26 protein-coding genes are annotated in these 12,198 nt (G+C 45.5%); all 26 read left to right on the forward strand.

Annotated features, from left to right (window positions below; genetic code table 11):
• Window positions 1–8 precede the first annotated feature (8 nt).
• A complete protein-coding gene (rpsJ, locus tag VC182_RS07085) occupies window positions 9–320 on the forward strand; it encodes a 30S ribosomal protein S10 (RefSeq protein WP_011901899.1) in 312 nt (103 codons plus the stop codon).
• A gap of 197 nt (window positions 321–517) precedes the next feature.
• Window positions 518–1,174, forward strand: a complete 657-nt coding sequence (rplC, locus tag VC182_RS07090; protein WP_072582122.1) for a 50S ribosomal protein L3 — start codon at window positions 518–520, stop codon at window positions 1,172–1,174.
• 11 nt (window positions 1,175–1,185) lie between these two features.
• The gene (gene rplD, locus VC182_RS07095; RefSeq protein ID WP_011901901.1) at window positions 1,186–1,806 is read left to right on the forward strand and encodes a 50S ribosomal protein L4; all 621 of its coding nucleotides are present in this window, start codon (window positions 1,186–1,188) and stop codon (window positions 1,804–1,806) included.
• Window positions 1,803–2,117, forward strand: coding sequence for a 50S ribosomal protein L23 (rplW, locus tag VC182_RS07100; RefSeq protein WP_072582065.1), 315 nt, complete (start codon window positions 1,803–1,805; stop codon window positions 2,115–2,117). The genes rplD and rplW overlap by 4 nt, the downstream gene beginning before the upstream one ends.
• 2 nt (window positions 2,118–2,119) lie before the next feature.
• Window positions 2,120–2,950, forward strand: coding sequence for a 50S ribosomal protein L2 (rplB, locus tag VC182_RS07105; RefSeq protein WP_215321274.1), 831 nt, complete (start codon window positions 2,120–2,122; stop codon window positions 2,948–2,950).
• Between the two features lie 20 nt (window positions 2,951–2,970).
• Complete coding sequence (gene rpsS, locus VC182_RS07110; RefSeq protein ID WP_046329379.1) at window positions 2,971–3,249, forward strand: 30S ribosomal protein S19; 279 nt, start codon at window positions 2,971–2,973, stop codon at window positions 3,247–3,249.
• Between the two features lie 7 nt (window positions 3,250–3,256).
• Complete coding sequence (gene rplV / locus VC182_RS07115; protein ID WP_202816811.1) at window positions 3,257–3,589, forward strand: 50S ribosomal protein L22; 333 nt, start codon at window positions 3,257–3,259, stop codon at window positions 3,587–3,589.
• Window positions 3,590–3,597: 8 nt separating this feature from the next.
• Window positions 3,598–4,425, forward strand: a complete 828-nt coding sequence (gene rpsC, locus VC182_RS07120) for a 30S ribosomal protein S3 (protein WP_072582068.1) — start codon at window positions 3,598–3,600, stop codon at window positions 4,423–4,425.
• 2 nt (window positions 4,426–4,427) lie between these two features.
• On the forward strand, window positions 4,428–4,841 hold the full coding sequence (rplP, locus tag VC182_RS07125; protein WP_011901907.1) for a 50S ribosomal protein L16: 414 nt from the start codon (window positions 4,428–4,430) through the stop codon (window positions 4,839–4,841).
• A 14-nt stretch (window positions 4,842–4,855) separates the two neighbouring features.
• Window positions 4,856–5,050 carry a 50S ribosomal protein L29 gene (rpmC, locus tag VC182_RS07130; RefSeq protein WP_068320118.1) on the forward strand — a complete coding sequence of 65 codons (195 nt, stop codon included), beginning with the start codon at window positions 4,856–4,858 and terminating at the stop codon, window positions 5,048–5,050.
• Window positions 5,051–5,062: 12 nt separating this feature from the next.
• Window positions 5,063–5,332, forward strand: a complete 270-nt coding sequence (gene rpsQ, locus VC182_RS07135; RefSeq protein ID WP_011901909.1) for a 30S ribosomal protein S17 — start codon at window positions 5,063–5,065, stop codon at window positions 5,330–5,332.
• 183 nt (window positions 5,333–5,515) lie between these two features.
• Window positions 5,516–5,884 carry a 50S ribosomal protein L14 gene (gene rplN / locus VC182_RS07140; RefSeq protein WP_072582069.1) on the forward strand — a complete coding sequence of 123 codons (369 nt, stop codon included), beginning with the start codon at window positions 5,516–5,518 and terminating at the stop codon, window positions 5,882–5,884.
• Window positions 5,885–5,893: 9 nt separating this feature from the next.
• Window positions 5,894–6,202 carry a 50S ribosomal protein L24 gene (gene rplX, locus VC182_RS07145; protein WP_011901911.1) on the forward strand — a complete coding sequence of 103 codons (309 nt, stop codon included), beginning with the start codon at window positions 5,894–5,896 and terminating at the stop codon, window positions 6,200–6,202.
• A 16-nt stretch (window positions 6,203–6,218) separates the two neighbouring features.
• Window positions 6,219–6,761 (forward strand): 50S ribosomal protein L5, encoded by a 543-nt coding sequence (rplE, locus tag VC182_RS07150; RefSeq protein WP_323484937.1) that lies wholly within the window; start codon window positions 6,219–6,221, stop codon window positions 6,759–6,761.
• 9 nt (window positions 6,762–6,770) lie between these two features.
• The gene (gene rpsN / locus VC182_RS07155; protein WP_011901913.1) at window positions 6,771–7,076 is read left to right on the forward strand and encodes a 30S ribosomal protein S14; all 306 of its coding nucleotides are present in this window, start codon (window positions 6,771–6,773) and stop codon (window positions 7,074–7,076) included.
• 24 nt (window positions 7,077–7,100) lie between these two features.
• A complete protein-coding gene (gene rpsH / locus VC182_RS07160; protein WP_011901914.1) occupies window positions 7,101–7,496 on the forward strand; it encodes a 30S ribosomal protein S8 in 396 nt (131 codons plus the stop codon).
• A 10-nt stretch (window positions 7,497–7,506) separates the two neighbouring features.
• The gene (rplF, locus tag VC182_RS07165; RefSeq protein ID WP_071464447.1) at window positions 7,507–8,040 is read left to right on the forward strand and encodes a 50S ribosomal protein L6; all 534 of its coding nucleotides are present in this window, start codon (window positions 7,507–7,509) and stop codon (window positions 8,038–8,040) included.
• A gap of 13 nt (window positions 8,041–8,053) precedes the next feature.
• Window positions 8,054–8,407, forward strand: coding sequence for a 50S ribosomal protein L18 (gene rplR / locus VC182_RS07170; RefSeq protein WP_046329386.1), 354 nt, complete (start codon window positions 8,054–8,056; stop codon window positions 8,405–8,407).
• 18 nt (window positions 8,408–8,425) lie between these two features.
• Complete coding sequence (gene rpsE / locus VC182_RS07175) at window positions 8,426–8,944, forward strand: 30S ribosomal protein S5 (protein ID WP_011901917.1); 519 nt, start codon at window positions 8,426–8,428, stop codon at window positions 8,942–8,944.
• Window positions 8,945–8,967: 23 nt separating this feature from the next.
• Window positions 8,968–9,156 carry a 50S ribosomal protein L30 gene (gene rpmD / locus VC182_RS07180; RefSeq protein ID WP_046329387.1) on the forward strand — a complete coding sequence of 63 codons (189 nt, stop codon included), beginning with the start codon at window positions 8,968–8,970 and terminating at the stop codon, window positions 9,154–9,156.
• Between the two features lie 27 nt (window positions 9,157–9,183).
• Window positions 9,184–9,624 (forward strand): 50S ribosomal protein L15, encoded by a 441-nt coding sequence (rplO, locus tag VC182_RS07185; protein WP_071464448.1) that lies wholly within the window; start codon window positions 9,184–9,186, stop codon window positions 9,622–9,624.
• Between the two features lie 17 nt (window positions 9,625–9,641).
• A complete protein-coding gene (gene secY, locus VC182_RS07190) occupies window positions 9,642–10,979 on the forward strand; it encodes a preprotein translocase subunit SecY (protein ID WP_072582070.1) in 1,338 nt (445 codons plus the stop codon).
• Window positions 10,980–10,983: 4 nt separating this feature from the next.
• A complete protein-coding gene (gene infA / locus VC182_RS07195) occupies window positions 10,984–11,202 on the forward strand; it encodes a translation initiation factor IF-1 (RefSeq protein WP_068320132.1) in 219 nt (72 codons plus the stop codon).
• Between the two features lie 35 nt (window positions 11,203–11,237).
• Window positions 11,238–11,354, forward strand: coding sequence for a 50S ribosomal protein L36 (gene rpmJ / locus VC182_RS07200; RefSeq protein WP_012357167.1), 117 nt, complete (start codon window positions 11,238–11,240; stop codon window positions 11,352–11,354).
• A 24-nt stretch (window positions 11,355–11,378) separates the two neighbouring features.
• Window positions 11,379–11,744, forward strand: a complete 366-nt coding sequence (gene rpsM, locus VC182_RS07205; protein ID WP_071464450.1) for a 30S ribosomal protein S13 — start codon at window positions 11,379–11,381, stop codon at window positions 11,742–11,744.
• An 18-nt stretch (window positions 11,745–11,762) separates the two neighbouring features.
• Window positions 11,763–12,170, forward strand: a complete 408-nt coding sequence (gene rpsK / locus VC182_RS07210; protein ID WP_011901923.1) for a 30S ribosomal protein S11 — start codon at window positions 11,763–11,765, stop codon at window positions 12,168–12,170.
• Window positions 12,171–12,198: the final 28 nt, after the last annotated feature.

Genomic DNA, 12,198 nt, shown 5'->3' on the forward strand with positions numbered 1-12,198 from the left:
GAATTAATATGCAAAACCAAAAAATTCGTATTCGCCTTAAAGCATTTGATTACCGTTTAATCGACCAGTCTGCAGCTGAAATCGTTGATACAGCTAAGCGTACTGGTGCAGTTGTTAAGGGTCCAGTACCTTTGCCAACCCGTATTGAGCGTTTTGATATCTTGCGTTCACCACACGTGAACAAGACATCCCGTGATCAGTTAGAGATCCGCACCCATCTCCGTTTGATGGATATCGTTGATCCTACAGAGAAAACTGTAGATGCTTTGATGAAATTAGATCTCCCAGCAGGTGTGGACGTCGAAATTAAGTTGCAGTAATTTGATGTTTCCGGTCTTTTTGCTTGTCAAGACTGGGTTTTCGGGATAGAATTTAAGGCTTCGCTTAATTATTTGGGCGAAAATCTTAGTTTTATCAGCACTAAAAACGTTGTAAGTTATTGATTTAGAAGTACTTTTACTTGTAAATCACTTAAATTAATTTTGCCGACCAATCGAAGTCGGCGTGGAGCATGAATATGAGCTTAGGCTTAATCGGCCGCAAGGTCGGCATGACCCGTCTATTTACGGACGAAGGGGATTCAATCCCTGTGACCGTAATTGACGTGAGCGACAACAGAATCGCTCAAATCAAGACCCAGGCAACTGATGGCTATGATGCTATCCAGTTAGCACATGGCACACGTAGAGCTACTCGCGTTACTAAGGCAATGGCTGGTCACTTCGCCAAAGCTGGTGTGATGGCAGGTAACGGCCTCAACGAATTCCAATTAGACGCAGCAAAAATCGCAGAAATGACGCCAGGACAAGTAATTCCTGCTGACACTGCATTTACTGCTGGTCAAAAAGTGGACGTACAGGGCGTGTCTATCGGTAAGGGCTACGCAGGTACCATCAAGCGTTATCACTTCGCTTCTGGTCGTGCATCCCACGGTAACTCACGTTCACATAACGTACCAGGCTCAATCGGTATGGCGCAAGATCCAGGTCGTGTTTTCCCTGGTAAGCGTATGACCGGTCACTTGGGTGACGTTACACGTACAGTTCAAAATTTAGTCATCGCACGCATTGATTCAGAACGTAATCTGATCATGGTTAAAGGCGCTATTCCAGGTGCCCCAGGCGGTAAAGTTATTGTTACTCCAGCGGTTAAAACACCGTTGAAGAAGAAATAAGGAGAGCGAATATGGAACTTAAGCTTCTCCAAGACAACGGTACTTTAGGTGCAGGCGTACAAGCTTCACCAGAAGTATTCGAACGTGAATATAACGAAGCATTGGTACACCAAGTTGTAGTGGCTTACCAAGCTAATGCACGTAGCGGTAACCGTGCACAAAAAGACCGTGAGCAAGTTAAGCACACAACCAAGAAACCTTGGCGTCAAAAAGGTACTGGTCGTGCACGTGCTGGTATGAGCTCTTCCCCGCTGTGGCGTGGAGGTGGCCGTATATTCCCGAATTCTCCAGAAGAGAATTTCAGCCAAAAAGTAAACAAGAAAATGTACCGCGCTGGTATGAGATCTATTTTGTCTCAGTTAGCTCGCGAAGGTCGTTTGAATGTTGTTGATCAATTTTCTCTTGACGCTCCAAAGACTAAAGTTTTAGCTGACAAAGTTAAAGCAATGGGCCTGGATTCAGTCTTGATTATTGTTGATCAGGTTAGCGAGAATTTGTACTTGGCATCACGTAACTTGCATAAAGTTGCTGTATGTGAGCCACAGCACGCTGATCCGTTAGCTTTGGTCCAATACAAAAAAGTATTGGTTAGCAAAGCTGCGATCGCAAAAATTGAGGAGTTGCTGAAATGAGCCAAGTCCGTAAAAATGATCACAATCTAATGAGGGTTCTGCTTGGACCGGTTATCTCTGAAAAAGCCACTATGGTTGCAGAGAAAAACGAACAAGTAGTTTTCCAAGTAGCTCGCGACGCAAATAAGCTCGATGTAAAACAAGCAGTTGAATTGCTCTTCAAAGTGCAAGTTGACTCTGTTCAGATCGTGAATCAAAAGGGTAAGCCTAAGCGCTATGGCCGTTTTGAGGGTCGTCGTGACCACACTAAGAAGGCCTACGTAAGCTTGAAGCCAGGTCAAGAAATTAACTTTGAAGCGGAGGCGAATTAATCATGCCTTTGATGAAGACAAAACCGACCTCACCAGGTCGTCGTTCAATGGTCAAGGTGGTAAATCCTGACCTGCACAAGGGCAAACCTTTTGCAGCGTTGGTAGAGCCACAATTCCAAAAAGCGGGTCGTAACAATAATGGTCACATCACTACCCGTCATAAAGGTGGTGGTCATAAGCATCACTATCGTGTTGTTGATTTCAAACGCAATGACAAAGACGGTATTCCAGCAAAAGTTGAACGCTTGGAATACGATCCAAACCGTAGTGCAAATATTGCATTGATCGTGTTTGCTGATGGTGAGCGCCGCTACATTCTGGCAGCTAAAGGAATGACTGTTGGTCAAGCCTTGATGAGTGGTTCAGAGGCTCCAATTAAGTCTGGCAATAACTTGCCAATCCGTAATATTCCTGTTGGTAGCACAATTCACTGTGTAGAAATCATGCCAGGTAAGGGTGCTCAAGTAGCGCGCTCAGCCGGTGGTTCAGCGGTGTTGCTAGCCCGTGAAGGCGTATACGCTCAAGTGCGTTTGCGCTCAGGCGAAGTGCGTCGTGTTCTGATTGAGTGCCGCGCCACTATTGGTGAAGTTGGTAACGAAGAGCACAGCTTGCGTGTTATCGGTAAAGCTGGTGCAAATCGCTGGCGTGGTATTCGCCCAACCGTTCGCGGTGTGGCAATGAACCCAGTAGATCACCCACATGGTGGTGGTGAAGGTAAAACTGGCGAAGGCCGTGTACCAGTATCTCCATGGGGCACTCCAACCAAAGGTTATCGTACACGTCGTAACAAGCGTACAACATCGATGATCGTTCAACGTCGTCAAAAGCGTTAAGCGATTAAGGAAAAATAGATATGACACGTTCAGCTAAAAAAGGCCCATTTTGCGAAGCCAGCTTGGTAAACAAGGTTGAAGTCGCACAAGCCAACAAAGACAAAAAGCCGATCAAAACTTGGTCACGCCGTTCAACAATCCTCCCAGACTTCATTGGTCTGACGATTGCTGTGCATAACGGTCGTCAACACGTTCCGGTTTATGTATCAGAAAACATGGTGGGTCATAAGTTAGGCGAATTTGCCTTGACCCGTACTTTCAAAGGTCACGCTGCTGACAAGAAAGTAACGAAGAAGTAAGGGGATGATGATGGAAGTTAAAGCTATTCACAAGAGCGCCCGCATTTCTGCGCAAAAGACACGTTTGGTCGCAGACCAAATTCGTGGTTTGCCAATTGCACGCGCATTAAACATTTTGAATTTCAGCCCCAAGAAAGCTGCCTTCATTGTGAAAAAAGTTGTTGAGTCTGCAGTGGCCAACGCTGAACACAATAAAGGTGCTGATATTGATGAGCTCAAGGTTTCAACAATTATTGTTGATAAAGGCACTTCCTTGAAGCGCTTCACAGCACGCGCCAAGGGTCGTGGTAATCAAATTGAAAAACAAACATGTCACATTACCGTGACCTTGAGTAACTAAGGAAAGATATGGGACAAAAGATAAACCCAACCGGATTCCGACTCGCGGTAACGAAGAATTGGACATCACGTTGGTATGCAAACAATACTGACTTCGCGAAGATGTTGAAAGAGGACGTAGATGTCCGCATCTATCTCAAGAAGAAGTTGAAGAATGCATCCGTAAGTAAGGTTGTGATTGAGCGTCCTGCAAAGAATGCCCGTATTACTATCTATAGCTCACGTCCAGGCGTTGTAATCGGTAAAAAAGGCGAAGATATTGAAGTGCTCCGCCGCGAATTACAAAAGCGTATGGGTGTTCCAGTCCACGTAAACATTGAAGAAATTCGTAAGCCAGAAGTTGATGCGCAATTAATTGCTGACTCAATTACTCAGCAACTCGAAAAACGTATCATGTTCCGTCGTGCGATGAAGCGTGCAATGCAAAATGCAATGCGCCTTGGCGCACAAGGCATCAAGATCATGTCATCAGGTCGTTTGAATGGTGCTGAGATTGCTCGTCGCGAATGGTATCGCGAAGGTCGCGTTCCACTTCATACATTGAAGGCTGATATTGATTACGCTACATCAGAAGCTGAAACAACATACGGCATCATTGGTGTAAAAGTTTGGGTATACAAAGGCGACACATTGGGTCGTGGTGCAGAAGCTCAAGTAGCTGCTCCATCCGCTGAACCAGCTGCCGAAGAAAAGAAAACTCGTCGTGCCCCAAGCAAGACAGCTGCTCGTAAACCAGCCGCTGGCACAGACAAGCCATTAGTTGCTGCTAAGCCAGCAGTAAAGCGTGTGCGTAAGGTTGAAACACCTGCCGCAGATACGCAGAAGTCAGGAGAGTAAGCATGCTACAACCAAAGCGTCGCAAGTATCGTAAGGAACAAAAAGGTCGTAACACTGGCGTGGCAACACGTGGTAGTTCCGTAGCCTTTGGTGACTTTGGATTGAAGGCCGTTGGCCGTGGTCGTTTGACTGCTCGTCAAATCGAGTCAGCACGTCGTGCAATGACTCGTCACATTAAACGTGGTGGCCGTATTTGGATTCGTATTTTCCCAGATAAGCCAATTTCACAAAAACCTGCTGAAGTACGTATGGGTAACGGTAAAGGTAATCCAGAGTACTACGTAGCTGAAATTCAACCAGGCAAAGTGCTCTACGAGATGGACGGTGTTGACGAGCAATTGGCGCGCGAAGCTTTCAAGCTTGCTGCTGCTAAGTTGCCTTTACAGACCACTTTCGTGATTCGCCACTTAGGTTGATCGGGATAGAGATTATGAAAAATACAGAATTAGCTTCAAAAGATCTGAATGCATTGAATGCAGAGTTAACCGAGTTGCTAAAGACCGGTTTCAAGCTCCGTATGCAAAAAGGCACTCAGCAACTCACAAATACCAGCCAATTGGGTAAAAATAAGCGCGACATCGCTCGTGTGAAGACTTTTATCGCCCAAAAGACTGCACAGAAATAAGGAAAAAGGGATATGACAGAATTATCTAAACCCTTGCGCCGCACCCTCGTGGGACGCGTTGTTAGCGACAAAATGCAAAAAACTGTGACGGTGTTGGTTGAGCGTCAAGTTAAGCATCCAGTGATTGGTAAATACGTTGGCCAATCTAAAAAGTACCACGCTCATGACGAAGCTGGCACATACAAGATGGGTGATACCGTTGAAATTGCTGAATCTAAGCCAATTTCACGCACTAAATCTTGGGTTGTGACCCGTTTGGTTGAGGCTTCAAAGGGTATTTAAAGAAATATTGGGGATTTTGGTGAAGATTCTTCCCAAATCCCTTTTTTACGTAGTAGAATAGAAGGCTTCTCTGGTTTTATTGGAGAAGCAGTGTTTTTCATTAATTCCGGGTTTTAACTCTCGTTAAAGCCCATAGACGGAACCAAGACTGTTTGCCTTTGGCCAATAAGTTGGGGATTAGAAATGATACAAACCGAAAGTAGATTACAGGTTGCCGATAACACAGGCGCCAGTGAAGTGTTGTGCATCAAGGTATTGGGCGGCTCTAAGCGTCGTTACGCCAGTATCGGTGATGTCATCAAAGTCAGCGTTAAGTCTGCTGCTCCACGTGGCCGTGTTAAAAAAGGTGACATTTATAACGCCGTAGTAGTGAGAACTGCTAAGGGTGTTCGCCGTCCAGATGGTTCATTGATTAAGTTCGATGGCAACGCTGCGGTATTGCTCAACGCTAAGTTAGAGCCAATTGGCACACGTATCTTTGGACCAGTGACGCGAGAGTTGCGTACTGAAAAGTTCATGAAGATCGTTTCTCTCGCCCCCGAAGTTATTTAAGAGGCTGATATGAAAAAGATTCGTAAAGGTGATTCCGTAGTTCTGTTGACTGGTCGCGATAAGGGCAAGCAAGGAACTGTTACAGCCGTTCTCGAGAACAAGTTAGTGATCGAAGGCGTAAACATTTATAAAAAGAGCGTTAAGCCAAATCCAGCGGCCGGTGTTACTGGCGGCATGATTGACAAGACGATGCCTGTTCACATTTCTAATGTGGCTGTGGTTGACGGTAACGGCAAGCCATCACGTGTTGGTATCAAACTCGTTGATGGTAAAAAGCAGCGTTTCCTCAAAACCACTGGCGCAACTTTAAGCGCATAAGGGGCACGGAGAAATTATGAGCACACGTTTTCAAGAACACTATCAAGCTAAAGTTGTTGCAGATTTGATCGCCAAATTTGGTTACAAATCTGTAATGGAAGTTCCACGTATCACCAAAGTTACCCTGAACATGGGCTTGGGTGATGCAGTGAACGATAAGAAAATTATCGAAAATGCAGTTGGCGATTTAACTAAAGTTGCGGGCCAAAAGTCAGTTGTAACTAAAGCCAAAAAAGCGATTGCAGGTTTCAAAATTCGTCAAGGCTACCCAATCGGTGCCATGGTGACATTGCGTGGTGCACGCATGTACGAATTCTTGGATCGTTTCGTTACTGTTGCATTGCCACGAGTACGTGACTTCCGCGGTATCTCTGGTAAAGCATTTGACGGCCGTGGTAACTACAACATCGGCGTTAAAGAACAAATCATTTTCCCTGAAATCGAATACGACAAGATTGATGCCCTCCGCGGTCTCAATATCAGTATTACGACGACTGCTAAAACCGACGAAGAAGCAAAAGCTTTGTTGGCAGCATTCAAATTCCCTTTCCGCAATTAAGAGGCTAACGTGGCAAAACTATCCCTAATTGAGCGCGAGAATAAGCGCGCAAAAACTGTAGAGAAGTACGCTGTAAAGCGTGCCGAACTCAAAGCGATCATTGCTGATCAGTCACGCAGCGATGAAGAGCGCTATGAAGCTCGCTTGAAGCTACAGGCACTTCCACGTAACGCAAGCCCGATTCGTCAAAGAAATCGTTGTTCATTAACCGGTCGACCACGTGGCACATTCCGTAAATTCGGTTTGGCTCGTAGCAAGATTCGTGAAATCGCCTTCCGTGGCGAAATCCCCGGTTTAACCAAGGCCAGCTGGTAAGCGGCGAAAGAATTAGGAGAACTCATGAGTATCAGCGATCCAATCGCCGACATGTTGACAAGGATCCGCAATGCGCAAGCAGTGCAGAAACCCGTAGTCTTGATGCCGTCGTCAAAAGTAAAAGTAGCCATCGCAAAAGTTTTGCAAGATGAAGGCTATATCGAAAGTTTTGAAATCAAAGGTGAAGCAGCTAAGCCAGTGCTCCACATCGATCTCAAATACTATGCAGGCCGTCCTGTTATTGAGCGTATTGACCGTGTATCAACACCAAGTCTACGTATCTATAAAGGCCGTCATGACATTCCAGAGGTAATGAATGGCTTGGGCATTGCAATTATTTCAACCCCTCAAGGCGTAATGACAGACCGTAAAGCACGTGCAACAGGCGTGGGCGGCGAAGTTATTTGCTACGTAGCTTAAGGAGCGAAATATGTCCCGCGTAGGTAAATCACCAATTACAGTTCCCAAGGGCGCTGAAATCAGCATCAACGGTGCAAACGTTACTGTTAAAGGCCCATTGGGTACTTTGACACACAATTTGCATCCTTCTGTTGGTTTGAAACAAGAAGATGGCGTATTGACAGTTGTTTTAAATAACGACTCACCAGAAGCTGGTGCACAGTCAGGTACAGCCCGTGCTTTGGTTAACAACATGGTTGTTGGCGTAACTGCTGGCTTTGAGCGCAAGCTCAGCTTGGTAGGTGTTGGTTATCGTGCTGCTGCTCAAGGCGAAACATTGAAATTGCAGTTAGGTTTCTCACACGACATTATTTACAACCTGCCAAAGGGTGTGAAGGCTGAGACTCCAACTCAAACTGAAATCATTATCAAAGGTTCCAACAAGCAGCAAGTTGGCCAGGTCGCAGCTGAAGTTCGCGCATACCGTTCACCAGAGCCATACAAAGGCAAAGGCGTTCGCTACGTGGATGAGGTTGTGCATCTGAAAGAAACTAAGAAGAAGTAAGCGAGATTAAAAAATGAATAAAGACGAATCCAGACAAAGACGCGCTAGGCAGACTCGTATTCGCATTGCCGAAGCTTTGGCAAATCGCTTAACAGTTATCCGTAGCAATACTCATATTTCTGCCCAGGTTTATAGCCCATGCGGAACCAAAGTTGTAGCAGCTGCTTCAACAATGGAAAAAGATTTGCGCCAAGCAATCAAAAACGGCGGCAACGCTGAAGCGGCAAAACAAATCGGCAAGTTAGTTGCTGAGCGTGCTGTTAAGGCAGGCATTGTTGATGTTGCATTTGATCGCTCCGGTCATCGTTACCACGGCCGTATTAAGGCCTTAGCTGAAGCTGCGCGTGAAGCCGGCCTGAAGTTCTAATAGGGTTTAGGAAAAAACATGGCAAAAATGCAAACTAAGATGCAAAACGAAGAGCGTGATGATGGTCTTCGCGAGAAGATGATTGCTGTTAATCGTGTAACTAAAGTGGTAAAGGGTGGTCGTATTCTCGGCTTCGCTGCACTCACTGTAGTTGGCGATGGCGATGGCCGCATCGGCATGGGTAAAGGCAAATCAAAAGAAGTTCCAGTTGCAGTTCAAAAAGCAATGGACGAAGCTCGTCGCAAGATGATCAAGGTAACTTTGCGTAAAGGTACTTTGCAGCACACTGTTACTGGCCAACATGGCGCATCACGCGTTTTGATTTCTCCAGCTAAAGACGGTACTGGAATTATCGCTGGTGGCCCAATGCGCGCAATTTTCGACGTAATGGGCGTAACAAACGTGGTTGCTAAGTCACTTGGCTCTACAAACCCATACAACTTGGTTCGTGCAACCATTGATGGTTTGAGCAAAATGAGTACTCCTGCTGAGATTGCTGCTAAGCGCGGTAAGTCAGTTGAAGAGATTCTCGGCTAAGACCAAAAATTAGGAATCTACAAATGACAACAACTAACTCCAAAGTCAAACTGCAATTAGTACGCAGCTTGATCGGTACACGCGAAAGCCACCGTGCAACTGTACGAGGCTTAGGCCTTCGTCGCATCAATTCAGTTTCTGAATTGGAAGACACTCCAGCTGTTCGCGGCATGATTAATAAAGTTTCTTATCTAGTTAAAGTCGTTGGCTAATAACTAGCAAGTAAATAGGCGAAGAATATGCAACTCAACACAATTAAACCTGCAGAAGGCTCCAAGAAAAACCGTCGTCGCGTTGGACGCGGCATTGGTTCTGGTCTTGGTAAAACTGCTGGCCGTGGTCACAAAGGTCAAAAATCCCGTTCTGGTGGTTTCCACAAGGTTGGATTTGAAGGCGGTCAGATGCCTATGTATCGTCGTTTGCCAAAACGCGGTTTCGTGTCTTTGACACGTCGTCACGTTGGTCAAATTACATTGAACGATTTAGCAAAAATCAATTTGCCAGAAGTGGACTTATTGGTATTGAAGGCACACGGCTTTGCTGGTGAGCAAATCAATGCAGTTAAGGTTATCAAGACTGGCGAACTCAAGATTGCTGTAACCCTCAAGGGTATTACAGCAACTGCCGGCGCAAAAGCAGCTATCGAAGCAGCCGGCGGCAAATTGGTTGAATTAGTTTAATAGGTCTTTTAGTAGATATGGCATTAGCACCTACCAATAACGCAAGCACTGCAGCAACAGGTGGTAAGTTTGGCGAATTACGCCAACGCTTAGTCTTCCTGGTGTTGGCTTTGCTCGTGTTCCGTTTGGGTGCCCATATTCCAGTCCCTGGAATCGATCCAGATCAATTGGCACAGTTGTTCTCTGGCCAAAAAGATGGCATCTTGGGAATGTTCAACTTGTTCTCTGGTGGCGCCTTATCTCGCTTCACTGTCTTTGCTTTGGGAATCATGCCGTACATTTCTGCATCGATCATCATGCAGTTAATGACGATTGTTGTGCCTTCTCTAGAGTCTTTGAAAAAAGAAGGCCAAGCAGGTCAACGCAAGATTACTCAGTACACGCGCTACGGCACTGTATTCTTGGCTACATTCCAAGCATTAGGTATTTCTGTTGCTTTGCAGGCTCAACCAGGTTTAGTTATAAACCCAGGTTTAATGTTTGAATTGAATACAGTAGTTACTTTGGTAACAGGCACAATGTTCTTAATGTGGTTGGGTGAGCAAATTACTGAGCGTGGCTTGGGTAATGGCATCTCCATCATCATTTTTGGCGGTATTGTTTCTGGTTTACCAAATGCATTGGCAAGCTTGTTAGAGTTGGTACGTACTGGCTCAATGAATATTATTTCCGCTCTCTTGATCGTTGTGATCGTAGTAGCGGTAACTTATTTTGTGGTGTTTGTAGAGCGTGGTCAGCGCCGGATCTTGGTGAACTACGCCAAGCGTCAAGTTGGTAATAAGATTTACGGCGGCCAATCTTCTTACTTCCCATTGAAGTTAAACATGGCAGGTGTTATTCCTCCGATTTTTGCTTCATCGATTATTTTGTTCCCCGCAACGATTGCTGGCTGGTTTACATCAGGTGAGCCAACCAATATGTTCAGCAGAATTATTAAAGACTTAGCAGCGACTTTAGCTCCCGGTCAACCTGTGTACACCATTTTGTACGCAGCAGCGATTATTTTCTTCTGTTTCTTCTATACCGCATTGGTATTTAACAGCCGTGAAACTGCTGAGAACTTGAAGAAAAGTGGCGCATTTGTTCCTGGTATTCGTCCGGGCGACCAAACAGCGCGTTATATCGATAAGATCTTGGTGCGCTTAACTTTGGCCGGTGCAATTTATATGGTTTTGGTTTGCTTGTTGCCAGAATTCTTAGTATTGAAGTACAACGTGCCGTTCTATTTCGGCGGTACTTCATTGTTAATTATTGTGGTTGTTGCAATGGATTTCATGGCTCAAGTCCAGTCATTCGTGATGCAGCAGCAGTACGGCTCTTTGATGAAGAAAGCCAACTTTAAGATGGGCGCTTAACTGAATGTCTAAAGACGATGTAATTCAGATGGCGGGAGAAGTTGTAGAGAATTTGCCGAACGCGATGTTTCGCGTGAAGCTGGAAAACGGACATGTGGTTCTAGGGCACATTTCCGGAAAGATGCGGATGCATTACATCCGTATTTTGCCGGGAGACAAGGTGACGGTGGAGATGACTCCTTACGACCTAACGCGCGCCAGAATCATTTTCCGTGCGAAGTAAAGATTAAGAAGTACCAATTTTTTTAGAGGTGAGTTATGAAAGTTTTAGCATCCGTTAAGTGTATTTGCAGAAATTGCAAGATCATTAAGCGCAAACGCGTTGTTCGCGTGATCTGTTCTTCAGACGCACGTCATAAGCAGCGTCAAGGCTGATCTGGTTAATTAAGAGGAAATCTCATGGCACGTATCGCTGGGGTAAACATCCCAAATCATCAACATACTGTTATCGGTTTAACAGCTATTTTTGGCATTGGCACAACTCGTGCTAACAAAATTTGTCAAACCACAGGTGTTGCAATCAATAAAAAAGTTAAAGATCTTACTGACGCTGACTTGGAAAAGTTACGTGATGAAGTAGGTAAGTTCATCACTGAAGGTGACCTTCGTCGTGAAGTAACTATGAGCATCAAGCGTTTGATGGACTTAGGTTGCTACCGTGGCGTACGTCATCGTAAGGGCTTGCCTGTACGTGGTCAACGTACTAAGACAAACGCTCGTACCCGTAAGGGCCCGCGTAAGTCTGGCGTGCAACTGAAGAAATAATCAAGAAAGTTTATTGACATGGCAAAACAACAATCCGCTTCCGCCGCTTCACAGCGCGCTCGTAAGAAGGTTAAAAAGAACGTTGCTGACGGTATTGCACACGTTCACGCTTCTTTTAATAACACCATTATTACGATCACTGATCGTCAAGGAAATGCGCTTTCATGGGCAACTTCTGGCGGCCAGGGTTTCAAGGGCTCACGTAAATCAACACCTTTTGCTGCTCAGGTAGCTGCAGAAGTTGCTGGTAAAGCAGCTGTTGAATGCGGCATCAAGAACTTGGAAGTTCAGATCAAAGGCCCAGGCCCAGGTCGTGAATCAGCAGTTCGTGCATTGAACTCATTAGGTATCAAGATCACTGAGATTCAAGACGTAACTCCAGTTCCACATAATGGTTGCCGTCCTCCTAAGCGTCGTCGTATTTAAGCTTGGAAGTTGGCAGTACAACAGTTTC

This window comes from Polynucleobacter sp. AP-Nickl1-40-C4 (assembly GCF_035012665.1).
Taxonomy (GTDB): domain Bacteria; phylum Pseudomonadota; class Gammaproteobacteria; order Burkholderiales; family Burkholderiaceae; genus Polynucleobacter.

Bases quoted from the DNA above. Each gene is read 5' to 3' on its own strand.
- rplF (WP_071464447.1), top strand. From the start codon at position 7,507: ATGTCCCGCGTAGGTAAATCACCAATTACAGTTCCCAAGGGCGCTGAA.
- rpsC (WP_072582068.1), top strand. From the start codon at position 3,598: ATGGGACAAAAGATAAACCCAACCGGATTCCGACTCGCGGTAACGAAG.
- rpsK (WP_011901923.1), top strand. From the start codon at position 11,763: ATGGCAAAACAACAATCCGCTTCCGCCGCTTCACAGCGCGCTCGTAAG.
- rplV (WP_202816811.1), top strand. From the start codon at position 3,257: ATGATGGAAGTTAAAGCTATTCACAAGAGCGCCCGCATTTCTGCGCAA.
- rpmD (WP_046329387.1), top strand. From the start codon at position 8,968: ATGACAACAACTAACTCCAAAGTCAAACTGCAATTAGTACGCAGCTTG.
- rplD (WP_011901901.1), top strand. From the start codon at position 1,186: ATGGAACTTAAGCTTCTCCAAGACAACGGTACTTTAGGTGCAGGCGTA.
- rplB (WP_215321274.1), top strand. From the start codon at position 2,120: ATGCCTTTGATGAAGACAAAACCGACCTCACCAGGTCGTCGTTCAATG.
- rplW (WP_072582065.1), top strand. From the start codon at position 1,803: ATGAGCCAAGTCCGTAAAAATGATCACAATCTAATGAGGGTTCTGCTT.
- rpsH (WP_011901914.1), top strand. From the start codon at position 7,101: ATGAGTATCAGCGATCCAATCGCCGACATGTTGACAAGGATCCGCAAT.
- rplP (WP_011901907.1), top strand. From the start codon at position 4,428: ATGCTACAACCAAAGCGTCGCAAGTATCGTAAGGAACAAAAAGGTCGT.
- rpsS (WP_046329379.1), top strand. From the start codon at position 2,971: ATGACACGTTCAGCTAAAAAAGGCCCATTTTGCGAAGCCAGCTTGGTA.
- rplE (WP_323484937.1), top strand. From the start codon at position 6,219: ATGAGCACACGTTTTCAAGAACACTATCAAGCTAAAGTTGTTGCAGAT.
- rpsJ (WP_011901899.1), top strand. From the start codon at position 9: ATGCAAAACCAAAAAATTCGTATTCGCCTTAAAGCATTTGATTACCGT.
- rpmJ (WP_012357167.1), top strand. From the start codon at position 11,238: ATGAAAGTTTTAGCATCCGTTAAGTGTATTTGCAGAAATTGCAAGATC.
- rpmC (WP_068320118.1), top strand. From the start codon at position 4,856: ATGAAAAATACAGAATTAGCTTCAAAAGATCTGAATGCATTGAATGCA.
- secY (WP_072582070.1), top strand. From the start codon at position 9,642: ATGGCATTAGCACCTACCAATAACGCAAGCACTGCAGCAACAGGTGGT.
- rplR (WP_046329386.1), top strand. From the start codon at position 8,054: ATGAATAAAGACGAATCCAGACAAAGACGCGCTAGGCAGACTCGTATT.
- rplO (WP_071464448.1), top strand. From the start codon at position 9,184: ATGCAACTCAACACAATTAAACCTGCAGAAGGCTCCAAGAAAAACCGT.
- rplC (WP_072582122.1), top strand. From the start codon at position 518: ATGAGCTTAGGCTTAATCGGCCGCAAGGTCGGCATGACCCGTCTATTT.
- rpsM (WP_071464450.1), top strand. From the start codon at position 11,379: ATGGCACGTATCGCTGGGGTAAACATCCCAAATCATCAACATACTGTT.
- rplX (WP_011901911.1), top strand. From the start codon at position 5,894: ATGAAAAAGATTCGTAAAGGTGATTCCGTAGTTCTGTTGACTGGTCGC.
- rpsQ (WP_011901909.1), top strand. From the start codon at position 5,063: ATGACAGAATTATCTAAACCCTTGCGCCGCACCCTCGTGGGACGCGTT.
- rplN (WP_072582069.1), top strand. From the start codon at position 5,516: ATGATACAAACCGAAAGTAGATTACAGGTTGCCGATAACACAGGCGCC.
- rpsE (WP_011901917.1), top strand. From the start codon at position 8,426: ATGGCAAAAATGCAAACTAAGATGCAAAACGAAGAGCGTGATGATGGT.
- infA (WP_068320132.1), top strand. From the start codon at position 10,984: ATGTCTAAAGACGATGTAATTCAGATGGCGGGAGAAGTTGTAGAGAAT.